The following is a 22,950-nucleotide window of genomic DNA, read 5'->3' as shown; positions in this document are numbered from 1 at the left end:
TAATACCTTTCAAACACAGCCTGACAATTCATTTTGTCAGGCTTTTTTATATACTACTAATCCGCCGTAATCTTAACCAAATGCTGACGATAAGCCGAGAACAACTTCGACTTGGATACAAAACCTATGTATTTTCCTTCATCAATTACAGGCAAATTCCACGCTCCTGTTTCTGTAAATTTCTTTAAAACCATCTCCATAGGATCTTTGTAAGAAATGGAGGCAGGTGGCATAATCATTACATTACTTATGGGTGTATCATACATCTCTTTATCAAACATGATTTCTCGTACATCATCCAATAACACAACACCAATTAAATAACCTTCTTCGGTTAGCACCGGATATATATTCCTTTTCGATTTTGATATCACCTGGATTAAATCCTCGAGTGTAGCATCCTCGTTTATGCTTTTCAAATCCTTCTCTATTACTTTCGATAACTGCATAAAAGTAAGCACTGCCCTATCCTTGTTGTGAGTAATCAACTCTCCTCTTTTGGCCAATTGAGTTGTAACAATCGATTCTTTTTGCAAGCTCTTTACCGTAATAAACGATATAGTAGTAGACAACATCAGAGGCACAATCAACTCGTAACCACTGGTAATCTCTGCAATCAGGAAAATTCCTGTTAAAGGAGCATGCAACACGCCCCCCAATACACTGGCCATACCAACAAGAGTAAAATTACTTTCAGCCAAGGGAGGTCCTAAATTAAAGTGATTGTAAATGTATACAAATAGGAATCCCAGCATAGCCCCCGTAAAAGCGGATGGCGCAAAAATTCCACCTATTCCTCCTGCTCCCAAAGTAATAGATGTTGCTACTACTTTCAGAAATACCATGCCGCCAATAAATATTACAACCATATACCATACCTGAGTATAATTCTCGAATAGGCTGGATTGAAATACTTCATCCAAACGACCACCTATCAGTGCCTTTACCATATTGTAACCCTCACCATACAAGGCTGGAAAATAAAAAATCAGCACTCCCAGAATGAATCCACCAATAAGCATGCGATTCCTTAGCTTTTTAATATTCTCGAATTTATTTTCAATCCATAGATATACACGAGTAAAATAAACCGATATCAAACCGGAAAGAATCCCTAACAGAATAAAAAAAGGAATATCGCTAGACTCAAAAGGATGAGTAATGGCAAACTCGATTAAAATATCCTCATCCAAAAACAGCTTGGTAGTAATGGCTCCACTCACCGATGCCATCAACAAAGGAATGAGAGAAAAACGTGACAAATCGATAAGCAAAACCTCCAACGCAAACACAATGGCTGCAATGGGCGTATTAAAAATTGCCGCAATGGCACCCGAAGCTCCACAAGCCAGCATTACCGTTATTTCTTTATAATTCAAATGAAAATTACGAGCCATATTGGAACCAATTGCCGCTCCCGACGAAATGATGGGCGACTCCAGCCCGATACTCCCCCCAAAACCAGCAGTTATAATAGACCCAATGACAGAAGAATAAGTTTTATGGAACTTTACAATACTATTTCGCTTTGATATGGCTTGTAGTAAAGCTGTAATATTGTGCTTGACAAAATCTCGAATAATGAATTTTTTAAATAACAATGTCAAGCCCACACCAATCATAGGATAAAGGAAAAACAAGTAATTCTGATAGGCCCAATCAATCCCTTCCAACAAAAACTCTCTTCCACGATAAACTGCCGTTTTCAATATCAAAGCAGTCATGCCTGAGGCAACTCCAACAAAAACACTTAATATTAACATGAAGTTTTGATTGTTGATATGTCTTAGTCGCCAGATTAAAAATCGGCGCCAGCGGGTGGTTCGTGCCATAGGGTTAAATTGGGTTATAGCTCCTAATTTAACCATTTGAGTGGTAATATGAAAGAGAGATAAGAAATCCTCCTAAAATTTTGAACTGTTACATTTTTACTAGTAACTACAGTGATTCTATATCAGGTTTACTTATTTCAAAGTTGCGCCTTACAATAACATTTCCTTCATTAAATGATGAAAGAACAAAAGGTCAATCTTTCGGGCTTTCATTAAATGATGAAAGAACAAAAGGACAATCTTTCGAGCTTCCATTAAACGATGAAAGAGTAAAAAGACAAGCTTTTAAGCTTTCATTAAATGATAATGCATCAAAATATCATTTTGCTTTTATCAAATGATAATTACTTAATATTAAAAAATAAGAGGCTATTTTAAAAACTAGCCTCTTCTAATTCTTAACAAATACAATCCGAAGCAGAACCAAACTCAACCACCGAGTTGATAACTGCAAAAATGATAATTGCAGCCAATTTCGAGGTACGATTGTCCTCATCAAATCGAGGCGATACTTCAGCAATATCGAAACTAATTACCTTTCCTGATTGAATAACAGTTTTAATGAGTTTCACAATAATTTCGGGATGTAATCCAAAAGGCTGTGGTGCACTTACTCCCGGTGCATAGGCCGATGATATTACATCCGAACAAAGTGTCATGTAAATTTTTCTTTGCTTCTTGGTAAATCGAACAATATCTTGTCCTACCGCAAACATGCTGTCATTGGAAATGTCTTTGGCCATTAGGTATTTTACTCCTAAATCATCAGCTTTTTTAAACAAACTAACCGTATTCCCATATTGTTGGATCCCGGCAACCATGTAACGAAAATCTTTTCCATTCTCTTTACAGCGATCAGCAATCTGTGCAAACATGGTTCCCGAACTTGCACCCTTTTGGTATGGACGCATATCGAAATGAGCATCCAAATTGAATATTCCTAACTCCTGATTCTCTTGCTCTGCCAAATATCTTTCAATTCCCAAATAATGGCCATAGGCAATTTCGTGTCCTCCACCTAAAATCAATGGAAACAGTCCCATTTTTAAGATTCTGTAGACAGCCTCGGATAATATACTTTGTACCTCTTCCAATTCGACTCCATTGCTTACAATATTCCCACAATCGTAAATATTAGTGCCCTGTGGAAAAGAACAAGGTAGATTTGCCATTTCTTTTCGGATACTGTTGGGAGCTTTTGAAGTTCCTTTTCTACCAAGGTTTCTTTGCACTCCTTTGTCGCAACAAAAACCCAATAAACCAAAGCCATTTAAAGTTCTCTCATACGAATTAAATAAGTCTATGGGTTTTACAATTTGATGCCAACGAAAAGCATCGTAATCCTCCTCATCATCTATCCTTCCCTTCCAAATATTTGGATCGATGGTTTTATAATGTTTGTTGTTCATGATTAATAGTTTATTGGTGCAAAGGTAAGTAATATCAAAGTCCAACAATCAAATCCCAAGCATCAAAATCAAGAAAAAAGCTTGCTCATAATCGAGCAAGCTTTCATCTAACCTAAACTAATCTAAAATAAAACTACTATTCATCTGAAAAGTGTACCAAAACTCTTCGGTAAACATTGAAGATTTTAGCTTTGGATACAAATCCCAAATATTTTTCATCCTGCGTAACCGGTAGATTCCATGCTCCTGTTTCTTCAAATCTCCTCATCACTTTCTCCATTGGAGCATTGGCATCCAGTATTGCAGGTGGCATTATCATTAAGTTTCTTACATAGGTTTCATCGTACATCTCTGGATTAAACATGATATGTCGAATATCGTCCAAAAGAACAATTCCCAATAGCTTATCATCTTCATCTACCACAGGAAAAATATTTCGCTGCGAGTGCGAAATAATTTTCACCAACTCCCCCAACGTGGCATCAGGACTTACCTTTTTCAAGTCAGTCTCAATTACCTTACCCAACTTCATTAAGGTAAGAACAGCTTTATCCTTATTATGAGTAATCAATTCACCTCGTCTGGCCAAACGTTTGGTGTAGATTGAATGTGGTTCGAAATACATGATGGTCAAGTAAGCAATTGTTGCTGTAATCATGATTGGGATAAACAATTCATATCCTCCTGTAATTTCAACAATCAGGAATATTGCAGTTAAGGGAGCATGCATAACACCAGCCATCATTCCTGCCATTCCAATTAAAGTGAAATTACTTTCTGATAATTTGATAAAATTGAAACCGTTAATGAATCGAGCTACAAAAAAACCTGAAACTCCACCAAGAAACAACGAAGGGGCAAATATTCCTCCAACACCGCCACTACCTGTGGTAACTGTTGATGCGATCACTTTAAATCCTAAAATCAATACAACATACCCCAACAACAACCAATAGTTATCTTTTAAAAAATAGAAGATACTATTGTTTACCAAATGGGTATGATTTCCATCTAACAAAGCCTGGATGGTAGTATAACCTTCACCATACAATGGAGGAAACAAGAAAATCAAGATTCCCAGTAAAATACCTCCAACCATCATTTTTCGGTAACAATTGGTAATTTTATCAAACTGACCTTCCAAATACATTGAAAATCGAGTGAAATAAAGCGAAACAAGGCCTGCAAACACTCCTAAAAGAATGTAATATGGGAAGTTACCAATTATGAACGGCTCTGTTACATCATAGGAAAGTAAAACACCTTTTCCCATAAAGAAATAAGCAATACTAGCCCCTGTAATTGATGAAATGAGTAGCGGTATTAAGGATGCCATGGTCAAATCCAGCATCAAAACTTCCAATGTAAATACCATTCCGGCCATTGGCGCTTTAAAGATTCCTCCAATCGCTCCTGCTGCACCACATCCAACCATTAGCGTAATAATTTTCTGGTTCATGTGGAACATTCTTCCAAGATTCGATCCAATTGATGCACCAGTTAATACTACCGGAGCCTCTGCTCCCACCGATCCACCAAAACCAATGGTTAATGTACTTGCCAGTACAGAGGAATAGTTGTTATGTGATTTTATTAGTGAATTCTTTTTCGAAATGGCATATAATATCCTTGATACCCCGTGGCCAATGTTATCCTTCACAAAGAACTTTACAAACAGTACAGTTAACAATATACCAACAGCAGGGTATGCCAAATACAACAAGTTGGCAGATTCTACATGCAAACGATGAGTTAGAAAATGGTGTGTAAAATGGATTGTATTTTTGAGTACAAGGGCAGCCAAACCACTCACTACTCCAACCAAAAAACTCAAAATTAAAACGAACTGTCGCTCCTTAATGTTTTTTACTCTCCAAATTAAAAATCGAGAAAGCAAACTCTTATTCTTCATTGCTCCGTATCAAGATTATCTTATTCAACTTACATAAATTAAAAAAGGTCGGATGGCTGCGTAAGTCAGGCGGCCTTTGAGATGAATACATAAAAAAGTTTAGCAACTCACAATAAAAGACGTACTCATCTGATTCTCTTATCTGTTATACAAATCATTTGTATTAACAAATCTGAAAAAGTGACTGCAAAAGTAATAGATAATTGAGAAGGATAAACCCTTTTCACAAGATTTTTTAAAAAGTTTTCACAAAAACATATAACCAACTGAAATAGAGTAATAAGCAAGAAATCCACTGCTTATTTTCTAATAAATTTTGAATCATTTTTATATTCTCTATTACCTAATCTTCTGAGAAGTGCTTCAACATTCGACGGTAAGTTGAAAATATTTGAGCACGAGATACACAACCACAGTACTTGCCATCTTTTAAAACCACCAAATTAAACTTATCGGAATATTGATATTTTCTGGCAACATCAGCCATTGATTCATCATGCTGAATTACTACTTGCGGAACAACCATTAAATCTCGAACAAAAACACTATCATATTTCTCTGGTTGGAACATGATTTCACGAATGTCGTCCATTTTTACAATTCCCTCGAAATTGTTTTCATCATCAATTACAATAAAGATGTTACGTTGTGCTTTTGCTATAATTTTAACCAAATCACCAAGAGTAGCTGCGGAATTGACGGTACTAAAATTCTTCTCAATCAGTTTGGTAACTCGCATAAGGGAAAGTACATTCTTGTCCTTATCATGAGTCATTAATTCTTTTCTCTTGGCTAGCTGAATGGTATAAACCGAATGAGGCTCAAAAGTTTTAACCGTTGCATAAGAAATGGTAGCTGTAATCATTAAGGGAACAAAGAGCTGATAACCTCCAGAAATATCTGCAATCAAGAAAAGCCCTGTTAATGGAGCATGCAATACACCGGCAATCATACCTGCCATTCCTATCAAGGCAAAGTTATTTACTGGCAAATCTCTTAAGCCAAAATAGCCAACAACTTTTGCGAACAGAACTCCCGAGTTTACGCCCATAAACAAAGTTGGTGCAAAAATACCACCTACTCCACCAGCTCCAAAGGTGATTGAAGCTGCAATAACCTTAAAGAATATGACCATTGCCATTAAAGCAACAAACACCCAAAAGTTATCTTGCAAGGCATAGAAAAATGAGTTGTTGTAGAGATATGAATAATCGCCCGAAAGACATGCATTTATTGCATGATACCCTTCTCCGAACAATGATGGAAAAAAGAAAATAATTACCCCAAGAAACAATGCTCCGAACAATAACTTTTTATAAACATTATCTATTTTTTCAAAAACACCATGAATAAACATGTATGATTTTGTAAAATAAGTAGCAACCAAGCCCGTAAAAACACCCAACAAAATATAATAAGGCAAATCCCTCATTTCAAAACCATTTTCAACTTCGAATGGATATAAAACATCCATTCCCAAAAAGAAATAAGATGTTAATACTGCCGAAGCTGAAGCTAATAAAAGTGGTACCAAAGACCACATGGTAAGATCCAACATGATAACTTCCATCGCAAAAACTATTGCAGCAATTGGAGCTTTAAAAATAGCAGCCATTGCTCCAGCACAAGCACATCCCAACAACAAAGTAATTTGCTTATAGTTTAGGTGAAATAATCTGCCAATATTCGAGCCTAATGCTGCACCTGTTGCAACAGTTGGTCCTTCTAGTCCAACAGATCCACCAAATCCTACGGTAAATGCTGAAGTAACAATGGATGAAAACATATTGTGACGATTAATTTGCCCATTGGTCTTTGAAATGCTGTATAGAACATTTGGAATTCCGTGTCGAACCGGACGTCGAATCACAAACTTGATGAATAAAACGGCAACCGTAATACCAATAGTAGGATAAATTACATAAAGGATATTCTGATACTGATCTGACGAATTATTTTGGAGCAACTCACTGATAAAATGTACCGAGTTTTTAATAATTACAGCTGCAATACCAGATGTTATGCCAATAAGCACCGCCATAAAAGAAATAAATTGACGATCGCTAACATGCTTTAAGCGCCAAACTAAAAAACGTCCTAATAATGATTTTTTCTTCACTCGATAAATTTATAAAACCAAGCAAAACTACTTGATTGATAATCGTTAATCCTCCTAAATGTTTTCGAGCATAAAAAAAGTAATATTGATTGGAAGAAACAAGAACCTTTGCACAAATCGAACTAATATTTAATCAGAAATCAATATCTATAATTAGTCTAAAGAATAAATGCATAAAAAGCTTCATAACCAATACTGATATGCTTAAAATCATACTTCAAGATCTTATTCTTATCAAGAATTTTTCTAAATTTGCAATCAAACAATTCATCTAATAAGGCACAAGAAAAATACAATGCTCTTGTGTCTTTTTTGCTTGTATACTAATAGACTAAAATATAATGACAAATAGAATTAAATCTCTTTTTGGAATAGATTTCCCTCTTGTGCAAGGAGGAATGGTGTGGTGTTCGGGTTGGAAATTGGCTTCTGCAGTTAGCAATGCTGGAGGCCTTGGTTTAATTGGTGCAGGATCGATGCACCCTGAAACTTTCAAAGAGCACATTCAAAAAGCAAAAGCTGCCACTTCTAAACCATTTGGTGTTAATGTTCCATTGCTTTATCCTGAAATGGATAAAATCATGAACATTATTATTGAAGAAGAAGTGAAAATTGTTTTCACATCGGCTGGAAGTCCTAAAAAATGGACACCTTTTTTAAAAGAGCATGGAATTACAGTTGTTCATGTTGTATCAAGTGCATTCTTTGCTAAAAAATGTGAAGACGCTGGAGTTGATGCCATTGTAGCGGAAGGATTTGAAGCTGGAGGACATAATGGCAGAGAGGAAACTACAACTATGGCACTGATCCCTTCGGTTAGAAAAGCTACTACTCTTCCTGTGATAGCGGCTGGTGGAATTGGTTCGGGACAAAGTATGTTGGCAGCAATGGTTCTAGGTGCCGATGGAGTTCAAGTGGGAACTCGATTTGCAGTATCCGAGGAATCTTCGGCACATATTGATTTTAAAAAATCCGTAATTGAATTGAGCGAAGGTGGAACAAAATTAGCCTTGAAAAAACTGGCTCCTACCCGCTTGGTTAAAAATCAATTCTTTGAGCAGGTGAATGATGCTGAATGCAGAGGCGCATCGCAAGAAGAAATGAGAGCACTTTTAGGAAAAGGACGTGCTAAAAAAGGCATGTTCGAAGGAAACCTGGAAGAAGGTGAACTGGAAATAGGACAAGTTTCGGCCTTGATTTCCAAAATCCAATCGGTGGAAGAAATTGTGAGTGAGATAAAATCCGAATACAAGGAAGCATTAACTGGCTTGGCCAAATTCAATATCTAAATGATAGAATTCGATAAATTTACACTTGAAAATGGATTAAGAGTAATTGTTCATCGGGATGAAACCACTCCGATGGCTGCTGTTAACCTTTTATACAATATTGGTTCAAAAGATGAAAATCCTGAACGCACAGGTTTTGCTCATTTATTTGAGCATTTGATGTTTGGTGGATCTGTAAACATCCCCAATTACGATGAGCCTTTGCAGTTAGTTGGCGGAGACAACAATGCATGGACAAGTAACGATATAACCAACTACTATCTTACAGTTCCTAAAGATAATCTGGAAACTGCATTTTGGTTAGAATCAGACAGAATGCTGAGTTTGGCTTTCAGTGAGAAAAGCTTGGAAGTACAAAGAAATGTTGTAATTGAGGAGTTTAAACAAAGATATTTTAACCAACCTTACGGTGATGTATGGTTGCATTTGCGCCCGCTAGCATATAAAAAGCATCCATATCAATGGTCAACAATTGGAAAATCAATTGAGCAGATTGAAACTGTTCAACTGGATGAAGTCAAAGCATTTTTCTTTAAGCACTATGCGCCAAACAATGCAATTCTTGTAGTGTCGGGTAATGTAGAAACGGAGAATGTAAAACGCTTGGCAAAAAAATGGTTCGGACCAATTGAGCGTCGGGAAATTGCTGAACGAAACCTACCTGAAGAGCCAGTACAAACCGAATTGAGAACTTTACATTTAGAGCGTAGTGTTCCGTTCGATGCCATTTATATGGCTTTCCACATGGGCAAAAGAACCGATGATGAGTTTTACTCTACCGATTTGGTTTCTGATGTTTTATCCAATGGGCAATCATCAAGAATTTTTCAAAAGCTGATAAAGGAAAGAAACTTATTCTCTTCAATTGATGCATACCTTACTGGTGATTTTGAACCTGGCCTATTTTTGGTAACTGGCAAATTAAGCGAAGGAGTTTCGTTTGAAGAAGCCGAAGCTGCTATTTGGGAAGAACTAAATAAAATTGCTACTGAAAAGGTTACTGATTACGAATTGCAAAAGGTTAAAAACAAGATTGAATCGAGCCTGGTATTTTCAGAAATCAGCTACTTAAACAAAGCTATGAATCTTGCCACACACGAACTACTTGGCGATGCGAATGAGATCAACACCGAGGTAGAGAAATATCGTAAAGTAAGCATTGATGATATATTAAACACGTCAGCAAAACTTTTTAGAAAAGAGAATTGTTCTATTTTATATTATCACGCAAAAAAATAGGAATGGAAAAATTATATAGAAATACTGCTCCTGAGTTTAAAACTGTTGATAGTATAGAGATTCTTGGAGATAAAAAATATACCCTGAGCAATGATATTCCGGTACATGTTATTAACGGAGGAAGTCAGGAAGTATTAAAAATAGAATTCATTTTTGATGCCGGAATATGGTATCAACACTCACCGCTCGTGGCAAGTATGACCAACAGTATGCTTAACGAGGGAACTAACAAATACAATGCAGCAGAAATTGCAGAAAAGTTCGATTTTTATGGAGCCTACATTGGTTTTTCAGCTGCCAAACATGACTCAAGTGTTTGTTTATACACCTTGAACAAATACCTTACGGAAACTCTGGAGATAACCGAAAACCTGATTAAAGATTCCATATTCCCACAAAAGGAATTTGAAACCATTCTTTTGAATAAGAAACAACGATTTCAGATTGAGCATCAAAAAACAAATGTTCTTGCAAAAGATGAGTTCAGTAGTTTAATCTATGGAAAAAAACATCCTTACTCGAATATTTTTGATGAATCAGAGTTCGATAAATTAGATATCAATACCGTTAAGGAATTCTACAAAACGCATTACATTCCGGATAACTGTAAAATTATCATTGCGGGTAAAGTTGATCAATCAGTTATCGATAAACTGGAAGAGCTGTTTGGCAAGAAAGCTTGGCAAAAAAAGGAAAATTTAATTGATGCAAAACACGAAATCCAATTATCAGAGGAGAACAAAAGCTTTGTATGTAAGGATGATGCCGTTCAGGCTTGCATTCGCATAGGTCGACCTATTTTCAACAAAACGCATAAAGATTACACTACACTGCATCTTTTCAATTTAATTCTTGGAGGATATTTTGGTTCACGCCTGATGCAAAACATTCGTGAAGATAAAGGCTATACTTATGGAATTAATTCCATTATTATCTCTCATTTAAAAGGAGGGCACTTTGTAATTGTAACCGAAGTAGGAAGTGATGTTTGCAAAGCTGCAATTGATGAGATTCACAAAGAAATTAAAAGATTAAGAGAGGAATTGGTATCTGATGAAGAATTGAATTTGGTTAAAAATTACATTTCTGGTGAAATGCTACGTAATCTGGATAGCCCTTTTGCTCTTTCTGAAAGCTTGAAAGGCAACTTACCTTTTGGCTTAGATAACTCTTACTATCAAAACTTTATAAAAGAATTAAAAACGGTTGACGCTGAAAAAATCAAAACTCTGGCAAATACCTATTTTCAAGAAGAAGATCTTAAATTAGTAGTTTGTGGTCCAGATAATTGCAGAAATTCAATCTAAAAACGCTTAGTTTTTAACAAACCGATTAAATCATAGGATAAATTATCAGCAATCTTGCTTAAAATTCATTTTAAAGACGATTTGTATAGAAAATAGTACAATTTTAAGCTTCCCAAAGCATTAAAAAATAGTTAGATTTCGCTACATTTAGAGATTACAACTAAAATTAACAAAGAAGAGAACTCAAGTTTATTTATGAACGTTGAAACCGAAAAAGATAAACAATTAGTACTTGATGCTTATGAAGCTCTTTTAAAAGACTGCAAAAGAAGTCGTACAGAAGAGAGTCGTAAGATGATTGAGAAAGCTTTCCAATTTGCCTGGAAAGCTCATAGAGGTGTGCGAAGAAAATCAGGAGAACCATATATATTACATCCAATTGAAGTTGCTCATATTGCTGCCAAAGAAATGGGACTTGGCACAAAATCAATTGTTGCAGCTTTACTTCACGATGTGGTTGAAGACACAGATTATACCGTTGAGGATATTGAAAATCTATTTGGTGAAAAAGTATCTCAAATCGTTGATGGATTAACCAAAATCAAAGGTGTTTTCGATCAGAAAACATCGATGCAAGCAGAAAATTTCAGAAAAATGCTTCTCACCTTATCAGATGATTTACGTGTAATTCTGATAAAAATGGCAGATCGCCTGCACAACATGCGAACCTTAAATTCCATGCCATTGCGAAAACAAATGAAGATTGCTGGTGAAACTCTTTTTCTTTTTGCTCCATTGGCTTACCGCATGGGCTTATATACAATAAAAACAGAGCTTGAGAACCTAAGTTTAAAATATGAGCATCCGGATGATTACAACTTAATTGATGAAAAAATAAAAGAGCAGGAAGCCAAGCAAGCTAAACTTATTGAGCAAATAATTGCCCCCATTGAGGTAAAACTTAAAGACAATAACATCCGTTGCTCCATAAAAAATCGCCCACGATCCATTTATTCCATCTGGAACAAAATGCAAACTCAGAATGTTAGCGTAGAGGAAATTTATGATTTGGTTTCGGTTCGTGTTGTTTTTAAACCAGAAGAAGACATTCCTGAAAAAAATCAGTGCTGGAATATTTACTCTCTAATTACGGATATCTATAAACCAAAACCGGAACGTATTAGAGATTGGGTTAGTACTCCTAAAGCAAATGGCTACGAAGCATTGCATGTCACAGCAATGGGACCTCAAGGAAATTGGGTTGAATTTCAGATTAGAACAGAACGAATGGACGATATTGCAGAAAAAGGATTTGCAGTTCATTCTAAATACAATACCAACGGCTCAGGCGATTCGGAACTTGATAAATGGCTAAAGGATGTAAGAGAAATTCTCGATAATCCGGAAGCCGATGCAATGGCATTTTTAGATGAATTTAAACTGAATCTGTTCTCTCAGGAGATTCAGGTTTTCACACCTAAAGGACATATTAAAACTTTACCTAAAAATGCTACTACCCTTGATTTTGCCTACGAAATCCATACCGATATTGGCAACCAATGCATTGGTGCAAAGGTAAACCACCGATTGGTTCCTCTTAGCCACGTTTTAAAAAGTGGTGATCAGGTAGAAATCCTTACTTCTGAAAAGCAATCACCAAAACATGAATGGACTGAGTTTGTTGTTACAGCAAAAGCCAAATCGAAAATAAAAGCTGCCTTTAAAAAAGAAAGGAAAGAATATACCAGCAAAGGTGCCAGAATGGTGGAAGATCAACTTTTAGAGGTTGGACTTCAGCTAAATGCGAAAGCCTTACGCAAAATGCTCGAACATTATAAGCTATCTGGTAAGGAAGAGCTATTCTATAAAGTTGGTATGGGAAAAATCGATATTAACGAAATAGAAGCTATTGTTCGCAGAAAGTCGCGCAGCAAGTTTATTAAATATTGGCGACTTAACTTTTTTGGAGATCGCGACAAGGAAGAAACAAAAGAGGAAGAAAATGCTGTAGAAAAAACAATTGAAGACGAGAAGCCAACCATTGATAAGAAAAAAACTTTCATGCTAAGTGAAATGGCTGCCAATGAGTCTTACAAAATTGCTACTTGCTGTAAGCCTATTCCTGGTGACGAGGTTCTTGGTTATTTAGATATGGCCAACAATGTAACCATTCACAAGCGAAAATGTCCGAATGCCTTAAAACTAATGTCGAGTCAGGGAGATCGCATCTTAGCTGCAGACTGGACCAGTCATAGGTTAATGTCTTTCCTTGCCGTTATTGAGCTTTCAGGCATAGATAAGATTGGAATTGTGAACGAGGTAACCAATATTATCTCCAAAGATCATGACGTAAATATGAGATCACTTCACTTCGAAAGTCACGATGGAGTTTTCGAAGGCCTGATCCACCTGTACGTACACAATACGGAAGACCTTAACAATCTTATCGTGAAACTTATTAAGATCAAAGGCCTTGATAACGTGAAACGTATAGAAAACATCGAAGAATATTCCTAGATAAAATTTATTCTAAATAAGGTTTTATTTCTAAAAAAAATCACTATTTTAGAGCCATTATTTTAAATTAGATTAGATAACACTTAGGTTATTTTTAAGATATGAGCAACGAGGACACCAAAGAAATTGTTAAGAAGATGTTTACTGAATATCTTCAGAAAAAGGGACATCGAAAAACCCCTGAAAGATATGCTATTTTAGATGAAATATACTCTCGAGAAGGGCATTTCGACATTGAGTCTCTTTACATATTTATGAAAAACAAAAATTATCGTGTAAGTAGAGCAACTCTTTATAATACTATCGATTTGCTTCTAGATTGCAAGTTGGTAATTAAGCATCAATTTGGTAAAAATATTGCTCAATTTGAAAAGGCTTATGATAGCAATAAGCACGATCATTTAATTTGCACTCGTTGTGGAAAAGTATTGGAATTCTGTGATACAAGACTTGATGATGTAAGAAGAAACGTTTCTGATGATATGGACTTCAAGGTTTCACACCACTCATTGTACATCTACGGAACTTGTCAGGAATGTAGAAAACTAGAAAACAACTAGATTTATCAACAATCATATTTCTCTAAAAACCTCTTAATACAAGAGGTTTTTTTGTGTCTGCACATTTTATCAACAAGCTGAATTTTCTTCAAAGCCATATCAAAATAATTACTACCTTTGACTGTTAAAACTTGTGACCATCCTTCAAGATTTAACATCAAATCCGAGCCGTTTTATAAATCCGTAAAAAATAACAATTCGGTCCGGTAAATTAGATTATAAGATTTAAAATCAAATTATTAGACAAGATGAAAGTTGATGTGCTTTTAGGCCTCCAGTGGGGAGATGAAGGTAAAGGAAAAGTTGTGGATGTACTGACCCCAAAGTACGATTTAATCACCCGTTTTCAGGGTGGACCAAATGCAGGACATACCTTAGAATTTAACGAGATAAAACACGTTTTACACACTATACCTTCTGGAATTTTCCGTGATGATAAAATCAATGTAATTGGGAATGGTGTTGTTATTGATCCTGTAATCTTTAAAAAAGAGATTGAAGGAATTAAAGGATTGGGTATTGATTTGTCTAAATCATTATTCATTTCGAAGAAAGCACATTTAATTTTACCATCTCACAGAATTCTTGATGCTGCTTCGGAAGCTGCAAAAGGAAAATCGAAAATTGGTTCTACTCTTAAAGGTATTGGCCCAACTTATATGGACAAAACTGGTAGAAACGGTTTAAGAGTTGGTGATATTAACAGTAACTTTAAAGAAAAATACGAACTTTTAGTAGCTAAGCACCGTCAGATGCTTGATAAATTCTACGAGTTCGACTATGATATTGCTGAGTACGAAGCTGAATGGTTCGAAGGAATTAAAGTTCTTAGCGAATTCCAACACATCGATAGCGAACAATTCCTAAACGATGCATTAAAAGAGAACAAATCAATTCTTGCTGAAGGCGCTCAAGGTACTCTATTGGATATTGACTTTGGTTCGTATCCATTCGTAACATCTTCAAACACTGTATGTGCTGGTGCTTGTACTGGTTTAGGTGTTGCTCCTAACAGAATTGGTAATGTTATCGGTATTTTTAAAGCTTATTGTACTCGTGTAGGTATGGGACCATTCCCAACTGAATTGTTCGACGAAGATGGACAAAAATTAAGAGACAATGGTAACGAGTACGGTTCTACTACAGGTCGTCCAAGACGTTGTGGTTGGTTAGATTTAGTATCGCTGAAGTATTCTATCATGATTAATGGAGTTACTGAATTAACCATGATGAAATCAGATGTTATGGATGATTTTGAAAGCGTTAAAATCTGTACTTCATACAAAGTAAATGGTCAGGAAGTTGCACATGTTCCTTACGAAATGACTGAAGATATCGAACCAGTTTACACTGAATTTAAAGGCTGGAAAACTGATATGACTTCAATGACTCATGAGAATGAATTCCCAGAAGAATTTAATGCGTATATTGATTTCATTGAGAAAGAAACAGGAGTTCCTGTAAAAGTTGTTTCGGTAGGTCCTAACCGAGCACAAACTATAGACAGAATGATTGACTAAGATCAACATATATCGCAAAAAATCTCGCTTTAGGCGAGATTTTTTTTTGCGTACAAGCTGGAATTATTCAACAAATCGATTCAATAATAAATCCGGGGTGATTCGAATTCTGATCTACTTATTTACCAAATAATTGGTTCGCTTTTTAAACTGCTCTTTTGTTAGGTTTACACTAAAGGTTCCATTACTGATATCCTTGTATTCACTTGTTTTCACAAATTTCAACTTACCAGTCCCCTTTAAAAAAATTCTCCCCTCAAAATTTCCGTATAATACATTGTTTTTGAATCCAGTTAGTGTGAGTTTAATTTTATCTTTTTTTACATTGCCCTGATATTCACAAACTCCTGTCTTATTGCAAAAATTTCTTTCTCTTTGTACTTCCTGCTCATTATACCAGGATACATAACCCGATTCATCAAATTCACCACAAACCACATGGGGAAACTTAATATTATTCAAGTCTACTCCTTGCACACCAATACTAATTTCTTCTGCAGTATCCATACAATCACTGTCTGCAATTAAACCTGTCAGGTAGATTGTTTTATCTTCTCGATTCCAAACTCCTTCGCAATTATTCATTTCAACGCAGCAATTGTCATTTCCTAAAAACTGCATGCTAATCTGATTATTGGCATTTTGGTCAATTCCTTGGGTATTATTTATTCTTGCTGTATTCGATACAGTAGAACATGAAACAAATAAGAACAATGTTATCCCAGCATAAATGAGTTGTACTTTCATAAGGCAGATTTTTATTTTACAGATGCATCTTTAACAAAAGGGTTGCGAGCAGTTTTAAACTTTGTCTACTTATAAAACGACAAAATAGAATATTACCCTACTCAGAAAATATGACTTTCTTTTCATATTCTATTCAAAACTCTAAGTTTAAAGCACTAAAAAAAGCTGTCAAGTAATTGACAGCTTCGTTTTCTATATTGAAATATCTCTATTTACTATTCGAAGGCAACTCTAAACCGTATCCTGATACTTTATCCTCTCTCTTTAACAACAAGGCAAAGATAAATCCAACAATCCCCAGACCAGAAAACATGATCATTGTATAAGTATAATCTAAACTTTCCGTCCCTACGGGATTAGTACCATCCAAAATCATTCCTGCTAAAATTGGGAAAGCCCAAAGACCTAAATTCTGTACTGAGAACATGAAGCCATATGCTGATCCAATTCTCTTTTCATCAATCATTTTAGCAACAGAAGGCCACATTGCTGCCGGCACTAATGAGAATGCTAAGCCTAAAACTACCATCATAACATATGGAGTAACAGTGGTAAAAGCAAAAGTAAGATGTACAATAGTTAATATTAATGACCCATATATCATCAAGGATGCTGCTTTCCCATACTTATCAACAAAGAATCCAAAAATCGGAGTAAACAACATGGTTCCCAATGGCATCATAGCTGCAATATCACCACTTTGGATTTCAGTTAAACCAAACTTGTTTTTAAAGAAATCTGCCGAAAATGCAAAAAATGGAAACACTGCTGAATAAAAGGTCAAACACAAAAGAGTAACAAAAATAAACGATCGATTTGTAATCAACTTTCCAAGATCTGAAAACTTAAATGGATCTGATTTAGATTCAAGTGTACTTTTCTCAACTTGCTTATCCAACTTCAAGTCGAACATCATATAAATCAAAAATACAAGAAGCGCAGTAGTTACAAAGAAAGCTGCAAACCATGTTGCCACTGTCCACCCAGCTTCAGCATTAATTAACCTAGGTGATAACATTAATGCTAACATAGAACCTGTTCTTGCCAAACCTAGTTTTACACCAAATGCCAAAGCAAGTTCTTTTCCTTTGAACCATTTTACAATGATTTTACTAATTACAACAATACTGGTTTCCGCTCCTAAACCAAATAGGAATCTGCCCAAAAGCATCATCTTCAATTCTGGTGAATATCCTGGCATGAAAGATGACATGAAAGCGTAGCCTAAACCTTCATTCCGGTACATATCACTGGCTCCATAAGCGGTAAGCAAAGCTCCTAATGCCATAAATGCGATAAACATGAATCCTGTTCTTCGAATACCCAGCTTATCAAGAATTACTCCCCCCAGAACTGCCATTAACAAAAAAACATTGGGTACAGAATACACTGAGACAAACAAACCAAAATCGGTACTGGTGAATCCAAGCTCTCTGGTTAAGGTTGATTTTAATGGTGATAAAGCGTCGTAGAAATAATAATTTGCTGCCAGAACAAATCCGACTGTAAGCAACATTGCCCAACGAGTAAAAGGATTATCTCGCAAGGAGGTTTTTAAAGCTTCTGTATTCATTAGTTTAGTGTTAGTTATAAGAAGCACCGAAAATACAAAAGCTTTTTCATATGGCATAATAAATAGTCTAACTTAGATTAAGGTATTAGAATACCCTGGATTGAGGTATTAGGCTAGTGCAGTTTCTATTCTAAAAATCACAATAATGTATAAAAAGAAAACCGCCTCAAACATAGTTTTCAAGGCGGTTTTAAAACAATATCTTAGTTCAATTATTTTTGAATATTTGGCAATTCAAGACCGTAACCTTGCTTCTTGTCTTCCGCTTTCAATAGGAAACCAAAAACGGTAGCAAGAATTGTTAATCCCACAAAAATTAGCCAAGTTGAAGAATAATCGAACATTGGAATCTCTCCAATTTCTCTTAATCCTTGCACTTTAGCTGATATTTCGTTAGCCGGTACACCTTCGGCCCTGAAGTTTGCAATAGCAGTTTCAACCTTCTCGTTTACACCAGGGTTAGTCTTATCCAAAACTACACCTAAAAGAATTGGAACCAACATTAGACCAATGTTCTGTACATAGAAAATTAAAGCGTAAGCCGATCCCAACTGTTTATCTGGAATAATTTTTGGAACCGATGGCCACATTGCCGAAGGAACCAAAGAAAATGCAATACCTAAAAGAATTACAGCTGCAATAGCAACCCAAGTTGCAGTAAGCGCTGGTAAATAGAAGATGGTATGAACAATTACCAATAATACTGCTCCCAAAATCATAATAGAAGCACCCTTACCTAACTTATCGTAAATAAAACCGAAAAGCGGTGTTAACAGGATTGTACCAAATGGCAAGATCGATGGAATATCACCTGCTGTTGAAGGATCAATACCAAACTTGTTTACCATCAAACCTGATGAAAATTTATAGAATGGGAATACTGCCGAATAGAATAACAAACAAAGGATAGCAATATACCAGAACCCTTTACTCTTGATAATTAATCCAAGATCTGCAATTTTAAATGGTTCTTCTTCCTCAGCCTCATCCTCTATTTGCTTGTCTAATTTCACATCCATTACACAATAAACAATGAATAGAATTAATGCAATACAAAGAGCCAAAGTACCTACCAAAACAGCTGTAGGAATACTAAAAGCATCTGCCAAACGTGGAGATCCAAATAAAGCCAGGAATGAACCTAAACGAGCCAATGCCATTTCGGTACCCATAGCCAAAGCCATCTCTTTTCCTTTAAACCATTTTACAATGATTCTTGATACGGTGATACCAGCACCTTCGGCACCCACACAGAATACAGCAAAACCAGCAGCTGAAGTAAATACTCTGGCATCGATTCCTATGATGGTAGCACCCATTTCAAAATTATGAGCAAAGGCATAGTACTTAATAGCAGCACCTAGAATCATTACCAAACCAGATCCTACTGCAGTAAACTTGATACCCATTTTATCCAGCACAATACCAGCAAATATCAGCATGAAAGCAAATACATTCAGATATCCCTGTGCACCAGTAACTATTCCCCAATCAGTTCCACTCCATCCGTAAGTACTTTGAATTAGTGTTTGAAGAGGAGAAAGTACCTCCATAAAGGTATATGCAATAAGCATAGTTACCGAAACGAGAATTAACACAAACCAACGGGCACCTGCATTATCTCTCAACGTCTTTTTAATAGCGTCTGTCATTATTAAAATTTTAGGGTTAAACTTTTATTAATCATTTTAGGAGCCCACTAAATTAAGATTAATGACTTAAAAAACAAATGACTGAATTCATGATAGAACATGAGGCACAAAAAAAGTCGCCCATAAGGCGACTTTCATAATATGTTTGATTAGTTCCGAAAGATATCAAATACCCTGTAATTGCAATGCATTTGTAACTAGGAATTAAATATCCATCGGGATTATTCCAATCTTTATAATTTAATCAGAAATGATACAAATTATTTCTGAATATTTGGAAGATCAAGACCATATCCTTTCTTGGTGTCGATTGAACGCAGGAAGAAAGCAACAATAAGAGCTGCGATACCACATCCTACCATTAAGGTCATTGAATCTGTATAGTTAAGAGCTTCTCCTTCAACTAATCCTTGATTTGATTGATCCAATACATAACCTAACAACATTGGGAATAACATTAAACCAACATTCTGAATCATGAAGATCATTGCATAAGCAGAACCTAAACGACTTTCAGGAATAATTTTTGGTACTGATGGCCACATTGCAGCAGGAACAAATGAAAACGCAAATCCCAAAACAATCATTGCAACAAATGCAAAAGCAGTGTTTCCTGGTAGGTAAGCAAAAATAACATGAGAGAAAATCAATAATAATGATCCTAACATCATGATACTTGCTGACTTTCCTTTTTTATCCATATATGCACCAAACACAGGAGTCAACACCATGGTTCCAATAGGAAGAAGTCCAACAATCATACCCGAAAGTTCTTCAGCAAAACCATACTTCTGCACCATCAAATCTGGAGCAAATTTTGTAAATGGGAAAATTGCCGAATAGAACAATACGCAAAGTAGTGCAATCAAAATAAATCCAGGATTCTTGAACAATAAGAATACATCAGACACTTTAAATTCATCTTCAGAAGATTCAACTGAATCATCAGCAGCAACCTCAGCATCTAACTTCTTGTCCATCATGTTATGCACGAAAAATGCCAACAAACCAATAATTAAAAGAATTACTCCAAATGCCAATGGACGTGTAATGATTTTATCAGCACCAGTCATCCATGGAGAAGCAGAGAATGCAATTAACATACCACCACGAGCACAAGCCATTTCTAATCCCATCGCTAATGCCATTTCTTTTCCTTTGAACCATTTTACAATGATACGAGAAACAGTGATCCCAGCAATTTCAACTCCTACTCCAAACAATGAATATCCGATCATAGCCATCTTTAGTGAAGGTGGGTATTTTGTCAAAAATGAATCTAGAAATGCATATCCAAGACCTCCATTATTGAAAGTATCAGTCATTGCATAATAGTTTAAAAATGCTCCAAGAATCATAACCCCAACAAAGAAGGTTCCTGTAAAGCGAATACCTGCTTTATCAAGAATGATACCTCCAAAAATAAGCATCAAACAGAATACATTTAAAGCTGAATAAGATCCTGCAAATGTACCGTAAGCCGAATTCGACCAACCCATTTGATCTCTCAACATTCCTTGTAAAGGTGACATGATATCTGTAAAGAAATATCCTGTAAGCATCAAGAACGACACTGTAATCAAAACAAACCATCTGGCCGATTTAGAATCTCTAATAGATTCTTTTAATTGCGCAGTCATTACCATTTTTATAAGTTTTTGTTGTTTAATTTTTTAAAGGCCGCTAATTTAGGATTAATACAGATAGTAACAAATGACCTCAAACATATTTAACTTATCTATATTGATTCCACATTTCGAGTTTGTACGGCAGATATTCCCTATCTTTGAGTTGATTTTTATTTAAATAAATCCAGCGAAACAAGCATCGTTAAAGTAATTATTAAACACATACTATAATGATTATTTTGATCTTGCAGCTTCTTTCTGAAAAATTGGAAAAAATCATAAGCAGATGAATACATTAACAGGAAATGCTGGCTTATATACTGATTATTATGAGCTAACCATGGCACAAGGCTATTACTTAAGCGGTAAAGAACAAGAACAAACCGTTTTTGATTACTATTACCGAACGAATCCATATAAAGGTGGATACCTTGTTTTTGCCGGCCTTTACGATCTTTTAAAAATATTGCAAAACTTCAAGTATGATGATAAAAACATAGCGTTTTTAAGAAAATCTGGTTTACGAGAAGAGTTTTTAAATTATTTGAAGGATTTTAAATTCAATGCCACCATTTATAGTGTTCGCGAAGGTGAAATTGTATTTCCCAATGAACCAATCGTTCGTGTAGAAGGAAATATTATTGAAGCTCAGTTAATTGAAACCCTTCTACTAAACTATTTGAATTTCCAATCGCTTATTGCAACCAAGGCATGTCGCATTAGAAATGTAATTGGAGAAAAAGCTTTTGCTGATTTTGGTTTGAGAAGAGCTCAAGGTTTAGGAGGTGTTCATGCTTCCCGAGCTGCAGTAATAGGAGGTGCAGATTCCACATCCAATGTATACAGTGGATTCAATTACAATATTCCAGTATCAGGCACTCAAGCTCATGCGTGGGTACAAAGTTTTGATGATGAATTGGAAGCTTTTAGAAAATATGCAGAGATAAATCCAACAAGTACTGTTCTTCTTGTAGACACCTACAATACATTAAAATCGGGTATTCCGAATGCAATCATTGTAGCAAAGGAATTAGAAGAGAAAGGAAATAAACTAATTGGCATTCGATTAGACAGTGGTGATTTGGCCTATTTGAGTAAAATGGCCAGAAAAATGCTTGATGATGAAGGCTTAGACTATGTACAGATATTTGCTTCAAATCAGTTAAACGAATACGTTATTAAAAGTTTGAACGAACAAGGGGCAAGAATCGATGGTTATGGCATTGGAACCGAATTGGTAACAGGAAAGGATACAGGCGCTTTGGATGGCGTGTATAAACTGGTTGAAAACAATGGAAATCCTCGTTTGAAAATATCAGAGAATGTTGAAAAAATTACAATTCCGGGAAAAAAGAAATTGATGAGATATTTCGATAAGGATGGGAAGTTTTTCAGAGATGGAATTTTACTTGCTAATGAAGAAAATGCAGACAAAATTTACCATCCATTCCATAGAGACAAAAATACTGAGGTAAGCAACTATACAGCCGAAGAGTTAACTCAAAAAGTAATGGAAAAGGGTGAAATTCTTATCGAAGAGAAAACTCCAAGCGAAATCAATACATACCTAAAGCAGAGATTTAATCAATTGCCTGACGAGCACAAGCGCTTTATCAGCCCGCATATTTATAAGGTTGGAATATCTGAAAATTTGCTTGACCTGAGAGATAGTATGCTTAAAAATATCAGAGCAAAAATTAAATAGA

General features: G+C 35.6%; 15 protein-coding genes. 7 read left to right on the top strand and 8 right to left on the bottom strand.

The window, feature by feature from the left end; translation table 11 throughout:
• Positions 1–56: 56 nt before the first annotated feature.
• From M0051_RS03190 to M0051_RS03175, 4 genes are all read right to left on the bottom strand, one after another.
• On the bottom strand, positions 57–1,832 hold the full coding sequence (locus M0051_RS03190; RefSeq protein ID WP_306740093.1) for a chloride channel protein: 1,776 nt from the start codon (positions 1,830–1,832) through the stop codon (positions 57–59).
• 398 nt (positions 1,833–2,230) lie between these two features.
• The gene (hutG, locus tag M0051_RS03185; RefSeq protein ID WP_306740092.1) at positions 2,231–3,241 is read right to left on the bottom strand and encodes a formimidoylglutamase; all 1,011 of its coding nucleotides are present in this window, start codon (positions 3,239–3,241) and stop codon (positions 2,231–2,233) included.
• A gap of 136 nt (positions 3,242–3,377) precedes the next feature.
• Positions 3,378–5,153, bottom strand: coding sequence for a chloride channel protein (locus tag M0051_RS03180; RefSeq protein ID WP_306740091.1), 1,776 nt, complete (start codon positions 5,151–5,153; stop codon positions 3,378–3,380).
• A 343-nt stretch (positions 5,154–5,496) separates the two neighbouring features.
• The gene (locus M0051_RS03175) at positions 5,497–7,272 is read right to left on the bottom strand and encodes a chloride channel protein (RefSeq protein ID WP_306740090.1); all 1,776 of its coding nucleotides are present in this window, start codon (positions 7,270–7,272) and stop codon (positions 5,497–5,499) included.
• A gap of 341 nt (positions 7,273–7,613) precedes the next feature.
• On the opposite strand from M0051_RS03175, the gene M0051_RS03170 reads away from it, so the two are divergent.
• The 6 genes from M0051_RS03170 (at position 7,614) to M0051_RS03145 (ending at position 15,644) form a co-directional block, all read left to right on the top strand.
• Entirely contained in the window at positions 7,614–8,561 is a 948-nt protein-coding gene (locus M0051_RS03170) for a nitronate monooxygenase family protein (RefSeq protein WP_306740089.1), read from the top strand.
• Positions 8,562–9,800 carry a pitrilysin family protein gene (locus M0051_RS03165; protein WP_306740087.1) on the top strand — a complete coding sequence of 413 codons (1,239 nt, stop codon included), beginning with the start codon at positions 8,562–8,564 and terminating at the stop codon, positions 9,798–9,800. It abuts the gene before it with no gap.
• A gap of 2 nt (positions 9,801–9,802) precedes the next feature.
• Positions 9,803–11,107, top strand: coding sequence for a pitrilysin family protein (locus M0051_RS03160; RefSeq protein ID WP_306740086.1), 1,305 nt, complete (start codon positions 9,803–9,805; stop codon positions 11,105–11,107).
• 195 nt (positions 11,108–11,302) lie between these two features.
• The gene (locus tag M0051_RS03155) at positions 11,303–13,564 is read left to right on the top strand and encodes a bifunctional (p)ppGpp synthetase/guanosine-3',5'-bis(diphosphate) 3'-pyrophosphohydrolase (protein WP_306740085.1); all 2,262 of its coding nucleotides are present in this window, start codon (positions 11,303–11,305) and stop codon (positions 13,562–13,564) included.
• Positions 13,565–13,665: 101 nt separating this feature from the next.
• On the top strand, positions 13,666–14,124 hold the full coding sequence (locus M0051_RS03150) for a Fur family transcriptional regulator (RefSeq protein WP_054714678.1): 459 nt from the start codon (positions 13,666–13,668) through the stop codon (positions 14,122–14,124).
• A gap of 248 nt (positions 14,125–14,372) precedes the next feature.
• Positions 14,373–15,644, top strand: coding sequence for an adenylosuccinate synthase (locus M0051_RS03145; RefSeq protein ID WP_306740083.1), 1,272 nt, complete (start codon positions 14,373–14,375; stop codon positions 15,642–15,644).
• Between the two features lie 114 nt (positions 15,645–15,758).
• Here the strand turns inward: M0051_RS03145 and M0051_RS03140 are convergent, their stop codons facing one another.
• From M0051_RS03140 to M0051_RS03125, 4 genes are all read right to left on the bottom strand, one after another.
• On the bottom strand, positions 15,759–16,391 hold the full coding sequence (locus M0051_RS03140) for a hypothetical protein (protein WP_306740081.1): 633 nt from the start codon (positions 16,389–16,391) through the stop codon (positions 15,759–15,761).
• Positions 16,392–16,599: 208 nt separating this feature from the next.
• On the bottom strand, positions 16,600–17,964 hold the full coding sequence (locus tag M0051_RS03135; protein ID WP_306740079.1) for an MFS transporter: 1,365 nt from the start codon (positions 17,962–17,964) through the stop codon (positions 16,600–16,602).
• Between the two features lie 212 nt (positions 17,965–18,176).
• Positions 18,177–19,616, bottom strand: coding sequence for an MFS transporter (locus tag M0051_RS03130; protein WP_306740078.1), 1,440 nt, complete (start codon positions 19,614–19,616; stop codon positions 18,177–18,179).
• A 260-nt stretch (positions 19,617–19,876) separates the two neighbouring features.
• Positions 19,877–21,262, bottom strand: a complete 1,386-nt coding sequence (locus tag M0051_RS03125; protein ID WP_306740077.1) for an MFS transporter — start codon at positions 21,260–21,262, stop codon at positions 19,877–19,879.
• 268 nt (positions 21,263–21,530) lie between these two features.
• On the opposite strand from M0051_RS03125, the gene M0051_RS03120 reads away from it, so the two are divergent.
• Positions 21,531–22,949, top strand: coding sequence for a nicotinate phosphoribosyltransferase (locus M0051_RS03120; protein WP_306740076.1), 1,419 nt, complete (start codon positions 21,531–21,533; stop codon positions 22,947–22,949).
• Position 22,950: the final 1 nt, after the last annotated feature.

The sequence above is a fragment of the Marinifilum sp. D714 genome, assembly GCF_030851345.1.
Taxonomy (GTDB): Bacteria; Bacteroidota; Bacteroidia; order Bacteroidales; family Marinifilaceae; genus Marinifilum.
This window is presented reverse-complemented; position numbering and strand designations above follow the sequence as displayed.

Bases quoted from the DNA above. Each gene is read 5' to 3' on its own strand.
- M0051_RS03190 (WP_306740093.1), bottom strand. From the start codon at position 1,832: ATGGCACGAACCACCCGCTGGCGCCGATTTTTAATCTGGCGACTAAGA.
- hutG (WP_306740092.1), bottom strand. From the start codon at position 3,241: ATGAACAACAAACATTATAAAACCATCGATCCAAATATTTGGAAGGGA.
- M0051_RS03180 (WP_306740091.1), bottom strand. From the start codon at position 5,153: ATGAAGAATAAGAGTTTGCTTTCTCGATTTTTAATTTGGAGAGTAAAA.
- M0051_RS03170 (WP_306740089.1), top strand. From the start codon at position 7,614: ATGACAAATAGAATTAAATCTCTTTTTGGAATAGATTTCCCTCTTGTG.
- M0051_RS03165 (WP_306740087.1), top strand. From the start codon at position 8,562: ATGATAGAATTCGATAAATTTACACTTGAAAATGGATTAAGAGTAATT.
- M0051_RS03160 (WP_306740086.1), top strand. From the start codon at position 9,803: ATGGAAAAATTATATAGAAATACTGCTCCTGAGTTTAAAACTGTTGAT.
- M0051_RS03155 (WP_306740085.1), top strand. From the start codon at position 11,303: ATGAACGTTGAAACCGAAAAAGATAAACAATTAGTACTTGATGCTTAT.
- M0051_RS03150 (WP_054714678.1), top strand. From the start codon at position 13,666: ATGAGCAACGAGGACACCAAAGAAATTGTTAAGAAGATGTTTACTGAA.
- M0051_RS03145 (WP_306740083.1), top strand. From the start codon at position 14,373: ATGAAAGTTGATGTGCTTTTAGGCCTCCAGTGGGGAGATGAAGGTAAA.
- M0051_RS03140 (WP_306740081.1), bottom strand. From the start codon at position 16,391: ATGAAAGTACAACTCATTTATGCTGGGATAACATTGTTCTTATTTGTT.
- M0051_RS03135 (WP_306740079.1), bottom strand. From the start codon at position 17,964: ATGAATACAGAAGCTTTAAAAACCTCCTTGCGAGATAATCCTTTTACT.
- M0051_RS03130 (WP_306740078.1), bottom strand. From the start codon at position 19,616: ATGACAGACGCTATTAAAAAGACGTTGAGAGATAATGCAGGTGCCCGT.
- M0051_RS03125 (WP_306740077.1), bottom strand. From the start codon at position 21,262: ATGGTAATGACTGCGCAATTAAAAGAATCTATTAGAGATTCTAAATCG.
- M0051_RS03120 (WP_306740076.1), top strand. From the start codon at position 21,531: ATGAATACATTAACAGGAAATGCTGGCTTATATACTGATTATTATGAG.